Source organism: Stenotrophomonas sp. SAU14A_NAIMI4_5 (genome assembly GCF_003086795.1).
In the GTDB taxonomy this organism is placed as follows: Bacteria; Pseudomonadota; Gammaproteobacteria; order Xanthomonadales; family Xanthomonadaceae; genus Stenotrophomonas.
Window position 1 is genome coordinate 2,398,009 of record NZ_CP026003.1, and the last position, 18,184, is coordinate 2,416,192.

General features: G+C 68.2%; 17 protein-coding genes. 13 read left to right on the forward strand and 4 right to left on the reverse strand.

Annotated features, from left to right (window positions below; translation table 11 throughout):
- Window positions 1–92: 92 nt before the first annotated feature.
- Both C1925_RS11260 and C1925_RS11265 read left to right on the forward strand, forming a co-directional pair.
- Window positions 93–2,279 carry a hypothetical protein gene (locus tag C1925_RS11260; protein WP_108768949.1) on the forward strand — a complete coding sequence of 729 codons (2,187 nt, stop codon included), beginning with the start codon at window positions 93–95 and terminating at the stop codon, window positions 2,277–2,279.
- A 77-nt stretch (window positions 2,280–2,356) separates the two neighbouring features.
- Complete coding sequence (locus C1925_RS11265) at window positions 2,357–2,842, forward strand: TspO/MBR family protein (RefSeq protein ID WP_108768950.1); 486 nt, start codon at window positions 2,357–2,359, stop codon at window positions 2,840–2,842.
- 7 nt (window positions 2,843–2,849) lie between these two features.
- Here the strand turns inward: C1925_RS11265 and C1925_RS11270 are convergent, their stop codons facing one another.
- Window positions 2,850–3,104, reverse strand: a complete 255-nt coding sequence (locus C1925_RS11270; RefSeq protein WP_108768951.1) for a hypothetical protein — start codon at window positions 3,102–3,104, stop codon at window positions 2,850–2,852.
- Between the two features lie 338 nt (window positions 3,105–3,442).
- On the opposite strand from C1925_RS11270, the gene C1925_RS11275 reads away from it, so the two are divergent.
- From C1925_RS11275 to C1925_RS11285, 3 genes are read left to right on the forward strand one after another with little or no spacing between them, the layout of a single operon-like run.
- Entirely contained in the window at window positions 3,443–5,680 is a 2,238-nt protein-coding gene (locus C1925_RS11275) for an ATP-binding protein (protein ID WP_108770688.1), read from the forward strand.
- The gene (locus tag C1925_RS11280) at window positions 5,677–6,144 is read left to right on the forward strand and encodes a response regulator (RefSeq protein WP_108768952.1); all 468 of its coding nucleotides are present in this window, start codon (window positions 5,677–5,679) and stop codon (window positions 6,142–6,144) included. Before C1925_RS11275 ends, C1925_RS11280 begins: the two co-directional genes overlap by 4 nt.
- The gene (locus tag C1925_RS11285) at window positions 6,137–8,542 is read left to right on the forward strand and encodes a hybrid sensor histidine kinase/response regulator (RefSeq protein WP_108768953.1); all 2,406 of its coding nucleotides are present in this window, start codon (window positions 6,137–6,139) and stop codon (window positions 8,540–8,542) included. The genes C1925_RS11280 and C1925_RS11285 overlap by 8 nt, the downstream gene beginning before the upstream one ends.
- On the opposite strand, the gene C1925_RS11290 is transcribed toward C1925_RS11285, so the two are convergent.
- The 3 genes from C1925_RS11290 to C1925_RS11300 are packed head-to-tail and all read right to left on the reverse strand — an operon-like array spanning window position 8,508 to window position 10,517.
- The gene (locus C1925_RS11290; protein WP_254051304.1) at window positions 8,508–9,176 is read right to left on the reverse strand and encodes an NAD(P)H-binding protein; all 669 of its coding nucleotides are present in this window, start codon (window positions 9,174–9,176) and stop codon (window positions 8,508–8,510) included. The two genes, C1925_RS11285 and C1925_RS11290, sit on opposite strands and share 35 nt — an antisense overlap.
- A 37-nt stretch (window positions 9,177–9,213) precedes the next feature.
- Window positions 9,214–9,897 carry a ChrR family anti-sigma-E factor gene (locus C1925_RS11295; protein WP_108768955.1) on the reverse strand — a complete coding sequence of 228 codons (684 nt, stop codon included), beginning with the start codon at window positions 9,895–9,897 and terminating at the stop codon, window positions 9,214–9,216.
- Window positions 9,894–10,517, reverse strand: coding sequence for a sigma-70 family RNA polymerase sigma factor (locus tag C1925_RS11300; protein ID WP_108768956.1), 624 nt, complete (start codon window positions 10,515–10,517; stop codon window positions 9,894–9,896). Before C1925_RS11300 ends, C1925_RS11295 begins: the two co-directional genes overlap by 4 nt.
- Window positions 10,518–10,652: 135 nt before the next feature.
- Here C1925_RS11300 and C1925_RS11305 point away from each other — a divergent pair, with 135 nt between their 5' ends.
- From C1925_RS11305 to C1925_RS11340, 8 genes are all read left to right on the forward strand, one after another.
- Window positions 10,653–11,420 (forward strand): hypothetical protein, encoded by a 768-nt coding sequence (locus tag C1925_RS11305; protein WP_108768957.1) that lies wholly within the window; start codon window positions 10,653–10,655, stop codon window positions 11,418–11,420.
- 84 nt (window positions 11,421–11,504) lie between these two features.
- Complete coding sequence (locus C1925_RS11310; RefSeq protein WP_108768958.1) at window positions 11,505–12,458, forward strand: acyl-CoA desaturase; 954 nt, start codon at window positions 11,505–11,507, stop codon at window positions 12,456–12,458.
- Between the two features lie 2 nt (window positions 12,459–12,460).
- Window positions 12,461–13,738 (forward strand): FAD-dependent oxidoreductase, encoded by a 1,278-nt coding sequence (locus C1925_RS11315; RefSeq protein WP_108768959.1) that lies wholly within the window; start codon window positions 12,461–12,463, stop codon window positions 13,736–13,738.
- Window positions 13,735–14,502, forward strand: a complete 768-nt coding sequence (locus C1925_RS11320) for a DUF1365 domain-containing protein (protein ID WP_108768960.1) — start codon at window positions 13,735–13,737, stop codon at window positions 14,500–14,502. Before C1925_RS11315 ends, C1925_RS11320 begins: the two co-directional genes overlap by 4 nt.
- Window positions 14,499–15,758, forward strand: coding sequence for a cyclopropane-fatty-acyl-phospholipid synthase family protein (locus tag C1925_RS11325; protein WP_108768961.1), 1,260 nt, complete (start codon window positions 14,499–14,501; stop codon window positions 15,756–15,758). Before C1925_RS11320 ends, C1925_RS11325 begins: the two co-directional genes overlap by 4 nt.
- A 15-nt stretch (window positions 15,759–15,773) precedes the next feature.
- Window positions 15,774–16,322: a DUF2878 domain-containing protein gene (locus C1925_RS11330; RefSeq protein WP_108768962.1), complete on the forward strand. Its 549-nt coding sequence runs from the start codon at window positions 15,774–15,776 to the stop codon at window positions 16,320–16,322.
- The gene (locus C1925_RS11335; protein ID WP_108768963.1) at window positions 16,319–17,110 is read left to right on the forward strand and encodes a DUF1295 domain-containing protein; all 792 of its coding nucleotides are present in this window, start codon (window positions 16,319–16,321) and stop codon (window positions 17,108–17,110) included. The genes C1925_RS11330 and C1925_RS11335 overlap by 4 nt, the downstream gene beginning before the upstream one ends.
- Window positions 17,107–18,180, forward strand: a complete 1,074-nt coding sequence (locus tag C1925_RS11340; RefSeq protein WP_108768964.1) for a cyclopropane-fatty-acyl-phospholipid synthase family protein — start codon at window positions 17,107–17,109, stop codon at window positions 18,178–18,180. The genes C1925_RS11335 and C1925_RS11340 overlap by 4 nt, the downstream gene beginning before the upstream one ends.
- Window positions 18,181–18,184: the final 4 nt, after the last annotated feature.

Genomic DNA, 18,184 nt, shown 5'->3' on the forward strand with positions numbered 1-18,184 from the left:
CGATTATAGACAGGCGATATCGGCAGGCATTCACATCATCACGCAGTGATGTTCGGGATAGTGACGCATGTCCCACCCGTTGAAGAGCCCGGATGCCCGCATTTCCCGCACGTTTCACCCACTGGCCGCGCCGCTGGCGGCTGCTGGCCTGGAGCGTTGCCGGCGTTTACGCGCTCTATCTGCTGGCAGGCAATATCTTCCTCAACACACCGCTGTTCGACCTTGCCACCAACCGCAAACCGCAGAAGTTCGTGATGCGCACCGGCCCGGCCATCACCCTGCTGCCGGGGCATGTCATCGCCTGGAACGTGCACATGCGCGGCCATGTGAACCACACGGTCTATGTGCTGCACGCCGACCGTGCCAGTGCCCGTCTGGCGTTGTGGCCGTTGTTCCACCGCGAAGTGCGCGTGCCGCACCTGCAGGCCAGTGGCGTGTCGGCCGAAGTCACCCGTGTCGACGATGTCGTGCCACCGCCACCGCGTGGCAACCAGGGCTGGACCCTGCGCTTCGATGCCATCCACAGTGATTCCATCCAGCACGCGCGCTTCGGCAAGCTGCTGATCATCGGCCAGGGCCAGGGCACGGTCGGCTTCCGCAAGCAGCTTCGTGGCGGCCCCTCGGAACTGTACGACTCGCAGGTGGCCTTCAGCGATGCCAGGGCCAGCTATGACGGCGTGCAGCTGCTGGACGCGATGAAGGTCGAGGCAACGTTCGGCTACCCGTGGCATTACCGCGACCAGGCGCCCGGCCTGGCCAAGTTCGAGATCCTCCGCGGCGCATTGAAGGTGGATGCGCGCAGTCACGGCATCCGGGTGGACACCGACGCTCGCACCCTGGCGGTATCCAGCTCACCCAGCACGGGCCAGCTGCAGGCCGACATCACGCTCGACCGCGGCACCCTGCAGCCGGGCAGTCGCGCGGTGTGGCGTGTGCCGTTGCAGGCCGGCGCCGGCGCCCCCGATCGCGGCACGCTGGCCCTGCAGTTGAACGCTGCCCAAAACATCCGCCTGCAAGCGCGCCTGCCGGCACGCGAGGGCACGGGCGCCTCACTTGATGCCGACCTGCATATCATGGGACGGAAGATTCCCTTCCGCGAACCCGGCCAGCTGATCGAGCGCACCTCCGGTCGGGTGCAGGGCGAATGGACCTTCACCTCGCTCAACTGGATTCCCGCCCTGTTCCTGCGCAAGCCCTGGGTACAGCTGGACGGCGGCGGCACCGTGCGGGCCGACCTGCAGCTGAAAGCGGGTGAGCTTGCGGCCGGCAGTACGGTGGATATTCCCGAAGCGGCGGCGACCGCGGAGGTGGCCGGCGTGCGCATGACCGGTACGGCCAGCGCACACGGCGAGCTGGCGCCAGGCACGCCCACCCGTGCCACGCTGGATGTGCGGGTGCCGCGTTTCAACGCACGCGCTGGCGGTGCAAAGGGAGACACCCTGTTCGACGGGCGCGGCCTGTCGCTGCAGCTCAGCGGCGATGGCCGGCTGCGCGAGTTCCGCAAAGACATGCGCGCGCGCCTGCGCTTCAGCAATGCCACCATTCCCGATCTGACCGCCTACAACCGCTATCTGGGCAAGGGCCAGGCCAAGCTTCTGGGTGGCACCGGCACCCTCACCGGCGATGTGGAACTGGATACCGACGGCCGGGTCGGCCATGGCACCGCCACCCTGCTCGGCAACGGCGCGCGCCTGCAGGTGGCCGGCCTCGACCTGCTTGGCAATGCACAGGTCGACGCCACTTTGCGCCGCGCCGACTTCAAGCAGCGCTACTTCGACCTGTCGGGCACGTCGGTGCAGCTGCGCAACGTGCAGGTTGGCCAGCAGCAGCGCAAGACACCCTGGCAGGGACGCGTGCAGTTCAAGCAGGGCCGCATCGATGCGCAGGCACCGTTCCGGGTCGATGCCAGCGCCGCGCTGACCATGAGCGATGCCGCACCCCTGCTGGCGGTGTTCGCCGAGCGTGGCGACTACCCGCGCTGGGCGCTGTCCCTGCTCGATTCCGGGCAGGTGAACGCAACCACCCGCCTGCGCTGGCAGGCAGGCCATCTGGTGCTCGACGGCCTGGAAGCCGAGAACGAGCGGCTGTCCCTGCGCGCACGGCTGGATCTGCTGGAGCAGAACAAGCGCGGCGATCTCTACCTGCGCTGGGGACTGCTGGGTGCCGGCATCGAACTGGACGGCAAGCAGCGCCAGTGGCATCTGGCGGGTGCACGCAAATGGTTCGACGGACGACCGGCCCTGCTGCCTGCCGAGGGCGCACCGGGTACCGCAGACTGAGCGGCGCGGCGCCTGCATCCAATACGCACCGGTCTGCGTAGACCGGGTGCGATGGCAAACGTTCGAGAGGATCAGTGATGAATCACAGAAGACAGATGGCCGGCCTGGTGGGTTCGCTGGCATTGACGCTCGCAGCAGCGGCGCTGGGTGCGCGCGCCTCGATCACCGCCGCGCAGTTCTACGGGCAGCTGGTCCAGCCCAGCTGGGCGCCGCCGGCCAATGTCTTTGGACCGGTCTGGACACTCTTATATGTATTGATGGCGCTCAGCGCCTGGCTGGTCTGGCGCCAGGGCGGTTGGCGCAGCAATCGGACCGCGCTCGGACTGTACGTCGCGCAACTGGTCGTCAACGTGCTCTGGAGCTGGCTGTTCTTCGCATGGAAGCTCGGCGGTGCGGCGTTCGCCGACATCCTGCTGTTGCTGGTACTGATCGTAGCCACGATGCTGGCCTTCGCCCGTCGCAGGGCCTTGGCGGCGTGGCTGCTGCTGCCCTACCTGGCCTGGGTCAGCTTCGCCACCGCACTCAACCATTCGGTCTGGCAGCTCAATCCTTCGGTGCTGTGAGCGGGGCTCAGGCGGCGGGTACGGCCGCCGCCCGCCACTGCCGCAGCGCGGCGCCAGTGAACGACTGCTGGCCACAGCCGGATGGGCAGCGGACCACGCGGGCCGACGAGGTGCTGACCAGGCCAGCGCCTTCCTCTGCCTTGAACACCGTCTCGCACGCCGTGCAGCGCGCCACCAGCGCATAGAGGTGGACGATGCGGCCGCTGCAGGGATCCTGCAGTGCACTGACGTCGAGCAGTTCGAAGTGGGCACTGTCCGCCATCGGCCGACGCGGGAAGGAAGGATGACGATCGAAGGAAGGAATGGAAGGCTGCAGGTTCACGCGGCGTCGCCATGAGGGGAGTGGCTTTACTGTATGCAGCCGCGCGTGCAGCAAGCGTGCAGTGCCGATGCAGCTGCTGCGAAGGCGCGCTGTGCCTTCACCCGAAGTTTGCTGAATTGTTCAGCGTTTCAACCCTGAGTCTTCACATTAAAGAGTGGTATGCGAATCACGGTTTTTGCTTCACCATGTAGCGATGGCTTTTTCTTCCGACTCAGACTTGCGTCGTGGCGTGCAATCCGGCGCTGCCAACCTGCCCCGAACCGCGAGCGCTGCTGCTGATGTCATCTGCTGAAACCGCGCAGGACGCCGCGCTGGACCTCTGCGCGCGTGAGCCCATCCACACGCCGGGTGCCATCCAGCCGTACGGCGTGCTGCTGGTGGTCGACCCGCACTCGCTGCAGGTCCTCGAGCGCGCGGTGAGCGAGCCAGCCCTGCTTGAACGCTTCGGCGACCCGCTGGGACAGTCGCTGGCCGACGTGCTGGGCGGCGCGCTGGCGGGCTGCATCGAGCCGGTCGGCCAGGTGGCCATGGACAGTTCGGTGCACCTCGGCTCCATCGAGCTGCCGGACTACGGGCGGCATCAGGTGCTGGCCCATCGCTCGCCGCAGGCGCTGCTGCTGGAGCTCGAATCACCGGTTGTGGGCCAGCCGACCTCGCTGGAAGCCCTGTATCCCGCCATCCGCCAACTGATGGCGGCCATCGAGACCGCCAGCACGGTCGAGGCGCTGTGCCAGATCGCCGCCGAGCACATGCGCGCGATGACCGGCTTCGACCGCACCCTGGTCTATCAGTTCGACAGCGGCTGGAATGGCATCGTCATTGCCGAGGATGGCAATGGGGTGCTTCCCTCCTATCTCGACCTGCGCTTCCCCGAGTCGGACATCCCGGCGCAGGCGCGCGAACTGTACCGCCGCAACCGTGTGCGCCTGATCGCCGATGCCAACTACAGCGCGGTGCCGCTGGTGCGCGCTGCGCAGCATGCCGATGCGGCGCCGACCGACCTGAGCCTGTCGGTGCTGCGCAGCGTCTCGCCGGTGCACCTGCAGTACATGCGCAACATGGGTACCGGCTCGTCGATGTCGGTGTCACTGATCCACGAAGGCCAGCTGTGGGGTCTGGTGTCCTGCCACAGCGCGGATGCCCGGCGCCTGCCCTACCCGGTGCGCACCGCCTGTGAGTTCATGGGCCAGATCGTCTCGCTGCAGATTGCCCTGAAGGAACGGGCCCGTGCGGTGGAAGAACGCATCAACCGCCGCTCGGTGCTGGTCCGGCTGCTGGGGCGCATGGCCGGTGACGAAGAGTTCATGGCCGCGCTGCGCCAGGATCCGGCCAGCCTGATGTCGCTGACCAATGCCGCCGGCGCTGCGATCGTGCACAAGGGCGACTGCCTGCTGGTCGGGCACTGCCCCGCCCGCAACGAGGTGCTGGACATCGCCCATTGGCTGGCCAGCGAGCACGCCGGCGACGAGGTCTATGCCACCGATCACCTGGCCAGCAGCTGGCCTGCGGGCGAAGCCCTGACCGAGACCGCGAGCGGCCTGCTGGCGGTCTCGATCTCCCAGCTGCACGACAGTTTCCTGATGTGGTTCCGCCCCGAAGTGGTGCGCACCGTGCGCTGGGGCGGCGACCCGCGCAAGACCGCGGCGCCGGGAACGGTGCTGTCACCACGCAATTCCTTCGAAGCCTGGAAGGAAACCGTGCAGCAGCGCAGCCTGCCGTGGAGCGATGCCGACCGCGATGCCGCGCACGAAATGCGCACCGCCATCGTCGACATCGTGCTGCGCAAGGCCGAGGAGATGGCCGAACTCAACGAGCAGCTCCTGCGCAGCAACAAGGAGCTGGAGGCGTTCTCGTACTCGGTCAGCCATGACCTGCGCGCGCCGTTCCGGCATATCGTCGGCTACTCCGAGCTGCTTGGCAGTTCCGCCGCCGAGCGCCTGAACGCTACCGAGCGCCGCTTCCTGGACACTATCGTCGAGTCGGCCAAGTCGGCCGGCACGCTGGTCGATGACCTGCTGAGCTTCTCGCAGATGGGCCGCTCGACACTGGGCCGCATGCGCTTGGACATGGGCGCCCTGGTCAGCGATGTGCGCCGCACCCTGGCCTTCGACTATGCCGGGCGCGAGGTCGAGTGGAAGGTCGGCGCACTACCGGTCATCGAGGCCGACCCGACGATGATGCGACTGGTCTGGCAGAACCTGCTGTCCAACGCCGTCAAGTTCACCCGCGAACGCGAGCACGCCGTCATCGAGATCGGCTGTGAACGCACCGACGAGGAGAACGTCTTCTTTGTCCGCGACAACGGCTGCGGCTTCGACATGCGTTACGTTGACAAGCTGTTCGGCGTGTTCCAGCGTCTGCACCACGTCGAGGAATTCGAAGGCACCGGCATCGGCCTGGCCAATGTCCGCCGCATCGTCGGCCGCCATGGCGGCCGCACCTGGGCCGAGGGCGCGCTGGGCAAGGGCGCCACGCTTTACTTCACCCTGCCCCATCAAAACGGAGAACACCCATGAGGGATCTGCGGCCCATCCTTCTGGTTGAAGACAGCCCCAAGGATGCCGAGCTGACGATGGCAGCACTGGCACGCTGCCAGCTGCTGAACGACGTCATCCATGTGCGCGACGGTGCCGAAGCACTGGACTACCTGCGCTGTGAAGGCGCCTATGCCGGTACGCAGCATGGTGGCCCGGTGGTGGTCCTGCTCGACCTGAAACTGCCCAAGATCAATGGCCTGGAAGTGCTGGAACAGGTGCGCAACGACGCGACGCTGAGCAGCACGCCGATCGTCATGCTCACCTCGTCGCGCGAGGAGCAGGACCTGGTGCGCAGCTATCAGCTGGGCGTCAACGCCTTCGTGGTCAAGCCGGTGGACTTCAAGGAGTTCTTCGACGCCATCCAGGGCCTTGGCATGTTCTGGGGCATCACCAACCAGCCGCCACCGCACCCGTCGGTCGGAACAGGCCCCCGCGATGCGTGATGCCGCGCGCCGTGCTTCGCACCTGCGCATCCTCATGCTGGAGGACAGCGCGCTCGATGCGGAGCTGATCACGGCGCAACTGCAGCGGGGCGGGCTGGATTTCGAGATCGATCGCCTGTGGACCCGCGACGCCTTCATCAACGCGATCGAGAGCGATCGTTTCGACGTCATCCTGGCCGACCACGTGCTGCCAGGCTTTGACGGCGATGCCGCGCTCGACCTCGCGCGCGAGCGCGCGCCGCACATCCCCTTCATCTTCGTTTCCGGCACCCTGACCGAAGAACTGGCGGTGCAGGCGCTGACCCGTGGCGCGCGTGACTATGTGGTCAAGCAGCGCCTGCAGCGCCTGCCCGACGCGATCCGTCGCGCGCGCCAGGAAGCCAGCGAGCGCAACCAGCTGACCCAGGCCCGCGCGGCGCTGGACGAAAGCCAGGCTCAGCTGCAGCAGATCACCGATGCCGTGCCGGCGCTGATCGCCCACCTCGGCACCGACCACCGCTACCGCTTCGCCAACAAGGCGTTCCTCGACTGGCACGGCACCGACCTGCAGAGCATCCTCGGCCGGACCGCCGCGGACGTTGGCGGCGAGGAGGCCTTCACCAACGCCCTGCCCAGCCTGCAGCGGGTACTGGCTGGCGAACGCGCCAGCTTCCAGGTCACCCTGGTGCACCGCAGTGGCGAGTCGCGCTTCCTGCAGATGGACTGCGTGCCCGAGCGTGCCGCCGATGGCAACGTCACCGGCTACACGTGCCTGGGCAGCGATGTGTCCTCACTGAAGCGCGCCGAACTGGCGCTGCGCGAGGACAACGAATCATTGGAACGGCAGGTGCAGGCGCGTACCGCCGAACTGCAGGCCAGCAAGCGGCGCCTGCAGGCCATCTTTGAATCCAGCTTCCAGCACCAGGTGCTGCTGGACCGCAGCGGCCGCATTGTCGATGCCAATGTCGCCTCGCTCGCCGCGGTACTGGCCGAGAAGGACGATGTCATCGACCTGCCGTTCTGGGAATCGCCGTGGTTTGCCGCGACGCCCGGGCTGGCCGGCGTCGTCGACCAGGCGGTGGCCGATGCCGCGCGCGGCCGCAGTGCGGTGCAGGCGATGGACCTTGAACTGCCCACCGGTCGCCGCAGCTTTGATTTCACCTTCCGCCCGCTGCAGGGTGCCGAGGGCACGGTGACCGCCGTGGTCTCCGAGGCCGTGGAAACCACCGCCCGCATCCAGGCCGAGCACGCGCTGAGGCAGGCACAGAAGATCGAGGCGGTGGGCCAGCTCACCGGTGGCATCGCCCATGACTTCAACAACATCCTGACCGTGATCGCCGGCAACGTCGAGCACGCGATGCTGCTGAACCAGCGTGACGGCCAGCCCGGCAACATGAGTGCGCGTGCGCTGGACAACGCCTTGAAGGGCGTCGGCCGAGCGGCCAGCCTGACCCAACGGCTGCTTGCGTTTGCGCGCAAGCAGCCGCTGCGCAGCCAGGCGGTCAACCTCAACGACGCGCTGCTGGGCATGCATGACATGCTGCAGCGGGCACTGGGCGAACTGGTCCAGCTGGACATCCGCACCGGCGAAAGCATCTGGTGCGTCGAACTCGACGTCAGCCAGCTCGAGGCTTCGGTGCTGAACCTGGCAGTGAACGCGCGCGACGCGATGTCCGGTGGCGGGCGCCTGGTGGTGGAGGTCGACAACAGTCACCTCGACCATGACTATGCCGCGCTGTTCCCGGACGCGACGCCGGGCGAATACGTGATGCTGCGCGTGCGCGACAACGGCCACGGCATGTCCGCCGATACGATGGCCAAGGTGTTCGAGCCCTTCTTCACCACCAAGCAGGTAGGCCGCGGCACCGGCTTGGGCCTGTCGATGGTGCACGGCTTCGTCAAGCAGTCCGGCGGCCACGTCCTCATCGATTCGGTGGAAGGCGGCGGCACCAGCATCACCATGATGTTCCCGCGCTCCATGCTGGACCTGCCCTGCGAGACCGCCGTGGCGGCCACCGGCCTGGCCGGTTACGAGCCGCGCGAAGAAACGATCCTGGTGGCCGAGGACAACGACGACGTGCGCGCCTACACCGTCGAGTCGCTGCGCCAGCTGGGCTACCGCGTGCTGGAAGCGCACGATGGCCCGTCCGCGCTGCGCCTGCTGGAGCGTCCGGATGCGAAGATCGACCTGCTGTTCTCCGACGTGGTGATGCCGGGGATGTCAGGCTGGGCGCTGGGCCGTGAAGTGCGCGAACGCTGGCCGGAGGTCGCCGTGCTGTTTACCTCGGGCTATCCGCGCGACCACGATGCCGCCGGCAGCAAGGGCCGTTCGGCACCCCTGCTGTCGAAGCCGTTCACCCGCAGCGACCTGGCCGAGTCGATCATCAGCGTGCTGAAGGATCGCGCGCCAGCGCGTTGATCTGCGCGCATTCCACGACCGCCGGCGGTAACGGCACCCGGGCCAGCGCGATCATCGCCTGGCCGATGCGACGGTTGCTGGTGGTCAGCGCCGGGAGCAGCCCCTCGGCCACCGCCATCAGCGGGCGGGCCAGCAGATAGAACGGCTTGAGCAGCGTGTGTCGCGTGCCGGTGCCGGATACCGGGCGCACGCCGGCCGGTCGCAGCATCACCGTGCGCACCGGCAGGTCGGCAAGCGCCTGCTCGGTCTCGCCCTTGACCCGCAGCGGCATGATCCGGCTGTCCGGGTTGGCGTGCGCGCCTGACACATAAAGGAAGCATCCCTCAGGATTCGCCGCCGCCCAGGCTGAAGCCACGGTGCGGGTCACCTGCAGCGTGACCTGCCGGTACTCGGGCTCGGCCGTGCCCACCGGTGGTGCGCCCGCACAATAGAAACAGGCGTCGAATCCAGCGAGCGCATCGCCCAGGGTGGCGGCTCGCTGGAAGTCCGCCAGTACGATCTCATCAACGTTGCCCGGCACGCTGCCGGGCCGGCGCACCAGTGCGGCGACGTGGCCGACATCCGCGGACTGCAGGCAGGCCTGCAGCACGCCCTGCCCGACCAACCCGGTGGCGCCCACCAGCAGCACCCGCATTGCATTGCCATTGCCCATCGGGCTTTCCTCCAGCGTTCTAGAGCTTTACGAACCGCTGGATCTTGCGCGCCAGCCAACCGCTGAACACCAGCGGCGCATCCAACGCCGATACGCAGATGCAGGGCACGCCCGGTGCGGTGACCGGCTGGTGCTCCACGTCTTCGTCCAGATCAGCCACATCGCCTGGCGCGAACAGACCCAGCGCATCATTGTAGGCGCCGCGCAGGATATGGGTGAGCTCGCTGCGGCCGTGGCTGTGCATCGGCAGGCACTTGCCCGGCGCGATCTTGAGCATGATCAACGAGGGCATTTCCGCGGAGCGGATGCAGTGCACGCCCGGTGCGATCCAGCGCCAGCGCAGCGCAGCCAGCGAGCGACCGAAGTACGGGTGCAGGGACGCCGGCAGATGGTCCGCACTCACCTCCGGCCGCTCCACCGGCGGCGCGGCCGGCCGCGCGACGGCAATGGCAGCCACCGCTGGCTCGTCACGCTCCAGCTCGGCCAGCATGGCCGCACGCAGCGCCTGGCTGCGGCCGCCAACCACCATCGGCTGGGTCTGTTCGATCAGCGCCGCGCCGATGGCCTCGGCCTCGCGCAGGCGCTGGCGGCAATGCGGGCACTGCTCCAGGTGGGTGCCGGCGACCACGCTCAGCGGCGCCGGCAACGCGCCGGCCGCATAGCTGAGCAGGGTCGATTCATGCAGGTGGTGGTGCGGGCTCATGGCATGCCCCCCACCTTCGACTGCAGCTGCAGGAAGGCCCGCCGCAGGTGTGATTTCACCGTGCCCAGCGGCATGCCCAGCGCCTCGGAGATCTCGCCGTGGCTCTTGGCCTCGAAATAGGACATGCGCACCAGCCGCGCCTGCACTGCGGGCAGCTCGTTGATGCGCTGGCGCAGGCGCGCCTGGTCGGCATAGTGCTCGGCGCTGCTGTGAGACTGCGCGTCGCCGCTGGCAGCTTCCTCCACCGCGGCCTGCACCTGCATCCAGCTGCGCTCATGGCGCACCCGGTCGATCTGCAGGTTGCGCGCGATCCGGTACAGCCAGGTGCTCAGCGCACCCTGCGCCGCATCGTAGTCGGCCGCGCGCAGCCACAGCCGCAGCAGGCATTCCTGCGCAAGCTCCTCGGCCACCGCTTCGGGCGCGCCGAGCCCGCGCAGGTAAACACACAGGCGTGGCATGAAGTGGTCGTAGATGCGCATGAAACAGCTGCGGTCGCGCAGGCGCGCCACACCGTCCATGTCACCGGTCCAGTTCGTCGGCTCGCTGCTTGGCTGCTGGGAACTGGACACGATGCGTGCGGCGTCGAAGTCAAAGGAAGGGCTGGCGGCGTCAGGGTACATCCGGGCGGCGATCAGGCAGGTGAAGGGAGTCTGTGTGCTGTACGCACCAGAGGCGGGTTTGGATGCAGCGCACCGCCCTGCATCCAGCCGGGCCTGTGGTGCGTATGTTCAGCAGGCCAACCTGCCAGGACCCCCATGCATACCGCCGGGCTGCTGCTGTACCTGTCCACCGTGGCCAGCGCCACGCCCCTGCTGCGCAGCGAAGGCGTTGCCAGCCTGGCCGACGGCACCCCCGCCTACCGCGAGGTGCACTGGCGGCGCGGGGCGCCCGAAGGTGCGGCGCGCTGGGTGCAGTACCTGTGCCCGGACGGTCGCCCGTTCGCACGCAAGGAGCTGCCGGGCACCGCCCAGCCGCAGGCGCGGGGCTACCTGCTGCAGGACGGACGCAGCGGCCAGGCCGCCAGAGTGGTGGTGGCCGGCGGAAAGGTCAGCATCGACTGGAAGGAAAGCGCGCCCGACGCGGAACGGCGTGCGCAGGTGCCACTGCCTGCCGACGCGGTGATCGACACCGGATTCGACGCCGCAGTGCGCGCGCACTGGCCTGCACTGATGAAGGGCGATGAGGTCCGCCTGCCTTTTCTGGTGCCGGGCCGGCAGCGCTTCTACCCGGTCAGCGTGCGCCGTACCGGTGCGCTCACCTGGCAGGGTGCACCCGCACAGGCCATCGAGGCGCGCCTGGCCACCTGGTACGGCGCGGTCGCTCCGCGGCTGTCCCTGGTCTACGCCGATGATGACCGCCGCCTGCTGGAATTTCGCGGCACCAGCAACCTGCGTGATGGCCATGGCGCCTATCCGGCCGTCATTGTCCGCTTCGCCTCACCCGCGACGACGCAGCCACAGGCGCAGTGGCAGCAGGCCTGGGCACAACCGCTGGTGGCGTCCTGCGGCGTGAGCAGCAGGTGAAGCTGTCACGCAATGCCGATTGAGTGCATCCAATCCACGCCGTGCTGCGTAGATATGGACAGACACGCCCTCGAGACTTCGCCCATGTCCGCTGCTGCGCCCCTTCCACGCCGACGTGAGCGACTGCTGCGCACCCTGCGACGCTGGTTCGATACCGAGGCCGCCGCGGCGCAGGCCGATCCGGCGCAGCGCGGCCGCATCGACTGGCTGCGGGCCGTGCCCTTCGTCCTGCTGCATGTGGCGTGCCTGGGGGTGATCTGGGTCGGCGTGTCCTGGACCGCGGTAGCGGTCGCGCTCGCGCTGTACGCGGTGCGGATGTTCGCGATCACCGGCTTCTACCATCGCTATTTTTCGCACCGCACCTTCCAGGCCTCGCGCCCGGTGCAGTTCATCTTCGCGGTGATCGGTGCGTCCAGTGTGCAGCGTGGCCCCTTGTGGTGGGCCGCCCACCACCGCCATCACCACCGCCATGCCGACCAGCCGCAGGACCCGCATTCGCCCAATGAGGGCGGGTTCTGGCGCAGCCACATGGGCTGGTTCCTGACCCGCGAAGCCTTTGCCACGGATCTGGCGCGCGTGCCCGACCTGGCCCGTTTCCCTGAACTGCGCTGGCTGGACCGCTTCGACATCGCCGTACCAGTATTACTGGCCGCGGGCCTGTACGGCCTCGGCGCGCTGCTGGAGCGCATGGCACCCGGCCTGCACACGACGGGCCCGCAGCTGCTGGTCTGGGGCTTCTTCATCTCCACTGTGGTGCTGTTCCATGCCACGGTCACCATCAATTCGCTGGCCCACCGCTTCGGCAGCCGCCGCTTCGAGACGCGCGATGACAGCCGCAACAACCTGTGGCTGGCCCTGCTGACCTTCGGCGAAGGCTGGCACAACAACCACCATTTCTTCCCCGGCACCGCCCGCCAGGGCTTCCGCTGGTGGGAAGTGGACCTGACCTGGTACGGCCTGCGCCTGATGGCCGCCGTCGGCCTGGTCAGCGGACTGAAGCCGATACCCGAGTGGGTGCTGGCCAAGGCGAAGGACTGAGCATGCGCATCGCGGTCATCGGTTCGGGCATTGCAGGGCTGGCCAGTGCGTACTGGCTGGACGGCGAGCACGAAGTCACCCTGTATGAAGCCAACGACTATCTGGGCGGGCACACCCACACCCATCGGGTGCAGGTCGACGGCCAGCAGATGTCGGTCGACACCGGCTTCATCGTCTTCAATCCGCAGCACTATCCGCTGCTGACGGCCCTGTTCGACGAGCTGGGCGTGGCGTCACAGCCCACCACCATGAGCTTCTCGATGCACAGCGACCGCAGTGGCGTGGAGTACAACGCCACCTCGCTGGACGGCCTGTTCTGCCAGCGCCGCAACCTGGTCTCGCCGCGCTTCTGGGGCATGCTGGCCGACCTGCGCCGCTTCTATCGGGATGCGCCGCTGCTGCTGGCCGAGGCCGAAGGCCCGACGCTGGGACAGTATCTGCGCCAGCAGCGCTTCGGCGATGCCTTCGTGGAGGAACACCTGTTGCCGATGGCCTCGGCGCTGTGGTCATCGCCGACCGCCACCGTGCTGGACTTCCCGGCGCGCTACCTGGTGCAGTTCATGGCCAATCACCAGATGCTGCAGATGACCGGTCGCCCGCCGTGGCGGGTGGTCAAGGGCGGCTCGGCGCGATATGTCGAGGCGCTGCGCGGCCGCTGGCGCGTGCATGAGCGGCTGGAAACGCCGGTGCAGGCGGTCGAGCGCATGCCGTGGGGCGCGCGCGTGCACAGCTCGGCCGGTATTGAAGGCTTCGACGAGGTGATCCTGGCCTGCCACAGCGACCAGGCCCTTGCCCTGCTGGCAGACGCCGATCCGGTTGAAAGCGCCGTGCTGGGCGCGATCCGCTACCAGGCCAATGAGGCCGTGCTGCACACCGATGCCTCGCTCCTGCCCGCCAACCGCAAGGCCTGGGCCGCCTGGAACGCACACGTACCGGAAGATCCTTCGGCGCCCTGCACGGTCAGCTACTGCATGAACCTGCTGCAGGGCCTGCCCGGCGGGACGCCGTTGGTGGTGACCCTCAACCGCAGTGATGCCATCGATCCGTCCAAGGTGCTGCGCCGCCTGCACTATGCGCACCCCGTGCACGACCATGCCGCCGTGCGGGCACAGCAGCGCTGGGGCGAGATCCAGGGCCACCGCCACACCTGGTTCGCCGGTGCTTACTGGGGCTGGGGTTTCCACGAGGACGGCATTGCCAGCGCACGGCGCACGGTTGATGCGCTGCGCGCCCGCACCGGCATCGCGTCGCCGCTGCGGCCGACCGAGATCACGGCATGACCGCCAGTGCGCTCTATGTCGGGCAGGTGCAGCACCGCCGGCACCATCCGCATGCGCACGCATTCCGCTACCCGGTGGCGCAGCTGCTGCTGGATCTGGACGAGCTGGACACGATCTTCGCCGGGCGCTGGCTGTGGTCGGTCAACCGACGCAACCTGGCCGAGTTCCGCCGCAGCGACTACCTGGGCGATGCGAAGGTGCCACTGGCCGATGCCGTGCGCGACCATGCCGCCACCGTGCTGGGCCGTCGCCCGGAAGGACCCGTGCGGCTGCTGACCCACCTGCGTTTTGGCGGCCACGTGTTCAACCCGGTCAGCTTCTACTACTGCTACCAGGCCGACGGCAGCACCCTGGACTGCATCGTCGCCGACATCACCAATACTCCGTGGAAGGAACGCCACGCCTACGTACTGCCGGTCGAGCAGGCGCAGCACGAAGGTGGCAGCCTGCGCTGGCAGTTCGACAAGTGCTTCCACGTGTCGCCCTTCATGCCGATGGACTGCCGCTACGACTGGCGCTTCAACGCTCCCGGCGATGCGCTGCGCGTGCACATGCAGGTCTGGCGCGAGGGCGTGCGCCAGTTCGATGCGACCCAGTCCATGCAGCGCCATCCGCTGGACGGCCGCGGCCTGGCGCGGGTGCTGCTGGGCTACCCGCTGATGACCGTGCAGGTGGTCGCCGCCATCCACTGGCAGGCGCTGCGCCTGTGGCTGAAACGCAACCCCGTGCACGACCACCCTTCCCTTGCCGAGAAACCGCGATGAACAATCTGACGCCTTCGGTGGCCCTGCCCCGTGCCGGTGCACTGGACGCCTTCCTGCGCCGTCGCCTGCTGGCCCAGCTGGCCCCGATGCACGACGGCCAGCTGCGCGTACGCGATGCCTTCGGCGAGGTGCTGCTGGGCGATGGCCAGGGCCCGCTGCAGGCCACGGTGACCATCGACGACCCGGCCTTCTACCGCAAGGTGGCCGCGCAGGGCAGCGTCGGCGCCGGCGAAAGCTACATCCACGGCGACTGGCGCTGCGATGACCTGGTGGCGCTGGTCCGCCTGCTGGTGCGCAACCGCGATCTGCTGGACGGCATGGAGCGCGGCCCGGCACGCGCCGCCGGCTGGCTGCTGCGCGGCTGGAACCGCCTGCGCCGCAACAGCCGCGAGGGCAGCCGCCGCAACATTGCCGCCCACTACGACCTCGGCAATGATTTCTTCGCGCTGTTCCTGTCGCCGGACCTGATGTATTCCTCGGCGCTGTACGCACAGGCGGACGAGCCGCTGGAAGTGGCCTCGACCCGCAAGCTGGACCGCATCTGCGAGCAGCTGCAGCTGCAGCCGGGCGACCGCGTGGTCGAGATCGGCACCGGCTGGGGCGGCTTTGCCGTGCATGCGGCACGCCATTACGGCTGCCACGTCACCACCACCACCATTTCCGCCGAACAGCACGCACTGGCCGTGCAGCGCGTGCAGGACGCGGGTCTGCAGGAGCGCGTGACCGTGCTGATGCAGGACTACCGCGACCTGCAGGGCCAGTTCGACAAGCTGGTCTCCATCGAGATGATCGAGGCCATCGGCGCCGAGTTCCTCGATACCTACATGGGCACCCTGCAGCGCCTGCTGAAACCCGATGGCGTGGCCCTGCTGCAGGCGATCACCATCGAAGACCACCGCTACGAACAGGCCCGGCGCAGCGTCGACTACATCAAGCGCTTCGTGTTCCCGGGCAGCTTCATTCCTTCGATCAACGCGATCATGGCGGCCAAGACCCGGGCCAGCGACCTGCAGCTGATCGCCCAGCAGGACTTCGGCCATTCCTACGCGCTCACCCTGCGCGCCTGGCGCCAGCGTTTCCTGGCCCAGCGCGCCGCCGTGCAGGCACAGGGGTTCGACGAGCGCTTCTGCCGCTTGTGGGAGTTCTACCTGGCCTACTGCGAGGGTGGCTTCCTGGAGCGCTCCATCGGCGTGTCGCACCTGCTGCTGGCGCGGCCGGGCCATTGCACCGACGTCCCCACCGGCCGCGAGGCCTGAGATGGGAGGCCTTATATGAAACGGACCTGGGCCAACCTGTTCGGCAACCAGCTGGTCTGGCTGTGCGCGGTGGCTGGCGCGGGCCGGGGCTGGCAATGGCCGGCACTGCTGGCCGCAGCGCTGCATGTCGCCAGCCAGCTGCTGACCAGCCCGGTGCCGCGCATTGACCTGCGCCTGCTGCTGCTCGCCCTCGCCTGCGCCTGGCTGGTGGATGGCATCGCCGCCGCCAGCGGCACCGTGCGCTATGCCGCCGCGCCGCTGGGCTGGGCACCGCCGCCGTGGATCATGGCGCTGTGGGCGGCGTTCGCGATGACCCTGACCAGCTCGATGACCTTCCTGCAGCGGCACCGCCTGCTGCCGGTGCTGTTCGGCCTGCTGCTGGCACCGCTGGCCTATCTGTCGGCGGCGCGTGGCTTCCAGGCCGTGCAGTTTTACGCACCCGTGTGGCAGGGCGTCCTGCTGCTGGGGGTGGGCTGGAGCATCGCCCTGCCGCTGCTGTGCGCGCTGGCACGCCGCGGCAATGGCAACGCAGCCGCAAGCACAGACAAAGGAGTACGCGCATGAACCTGCTCGGCTGGGTGCTGCTCTACGCAGTGCTGGTGATGTGCTGGGGCTGGGTCTGGCAGCGCCGCCACCGCAACATCGGCGTGGTCGACGTGCTGTGGGCCAAGGGCGTGGCCGCGGGCGCACTGCTGCTGGCCTGGCTGGGTGACGGCGGCCTGCAGCCGCGCATCGCGCTGGCGGTGCTGGGCGGGCTATGGGGCAGCCGGCTGGCCCTGCATCTGTGGCACCGCGTGCGCAGTGAAGACGAGGACGGTCGCTACCGCTATCTGCGCGAACACTGGAACGGTCACCAGGGAAAGATCTTCGGCTTCTTCATGGCCCAGGCGCTGCTGGTGGTGCTGTTCGCCCTGCCGTTCCTGGCCGTGGCGCGCAACCCGGCCACCGGCCATGCCGGCTGGATCGCCGCGGCCATTGCGGTATGGCTGCTCAGCGTCGGTGGCGAAGCCGTGGCCGACCGCCAGCTCGCACGCTTCCGCGCCGACCCCGCCAACAAGGGCCGGACCTGCCGGCAGGGGCTGTGGCGCTACTCGCGCCATCCCAACTATTTCTTCGAGTGGCTGCACTGGTTCACCTATGTGCTGCTGGCCGTCGGCTCACCGCTATGGTGGCTGGCGTGGTCGGGACCGGTGGTGATGTACCTGTTCCTGCGCTACCTCAGCGGCGTCCCCTTCACCGAGAAACAGGCCCTGCGCAGCCGCGGCGATGACTACCGCGACTACCAGCGCAGCACCTCGATGTTCTTCCCGTGGTTCCCCCGCACTTCCCCTTCCCAGGACCGCACGCCATGAACGCCACCAGCACGCTGCACCCTCCCGTCGAGATCGAAGGCGGCCTGACCGGCTGGGCCGAGCGCGGCTGGATCCCGGACGCTGCCCTGCGTGCAGGCATCCGTCGCCTGTGCGCGCAGCGCCTGCAGGAGGAGGACGAGGGCGGCCAGGAAGGACAGTCGGTACGCTTCCAGCGTCGCATCGCCGAACTGGCCGGCAGCCCGCTCGCCCTGCACGTCGATGCCGCCAACCGCCAGCATTACGAGGTGCCGGCCGCGTTCTTCCAGGCCTGCCTCGGCAAGCGCCTGAAGTACAGCAGCTGCTACTACCGCACCGGTCACGAAACCCTGGACCAGGCCGAAGAGGCGATGCTGGAGCTGTATGGGCAGCGCGCCGGGCTGCGTGACGGCCAGGACATCCTCGAGCTCGGCTGCGGCTGGGGTTCGCTCACCCTGTGGATGGCCGAGCGCTACCCGAATGCGCGCATCACCGCGGTGTCCAACTCGCACAGCCAGCGCGAGCACATCATGGGCCAGTGCCAGGCACGTGGCCTGCGCAACGTCGAGGTCCTCACCCGCGACGTGAACCAGCTGGAGCTGCCGAGCGCGCGTTTCGACCGTTGCGTGTCGGTGGAGATGTTCGAGCACGTGCGCAACTACCAGCAGCTGCTGCAGCGCATTTCTGCCTGGCTGCGGCCGGACGGCGCACTGTTCGTGCACATCTTCGCCCACCGCACACTGATGTACCCGTTCGAGACCGAAGGTGATGACAACTGGATGGGGCGGCACTTCTTCACCGGTGGCCTGATGCCGGCCGCCGACACCCTCCTGCATTTCCAGCAGCACCTGCAGCTGGACCAGCGCTGGCTGCTGGACGGCACGCACTACCAGCGCACCGCCAACCACTGGCTGGACAACCAGGACGCGGCCCGTGCGCAGCTGATGCCGATCCTGCAGGCGACCTACGGCGAGGCCGCCGCGCGCATCTGGTGGCAGCGCTGGCGCATGTTCTGGATGGCCTGCGCCGAGCTGTTCGGCTATGACGATGGCCAGCAGTGGCTGGTCGCCCACTACCTGTTCCGCCCCCGCTGAAGGA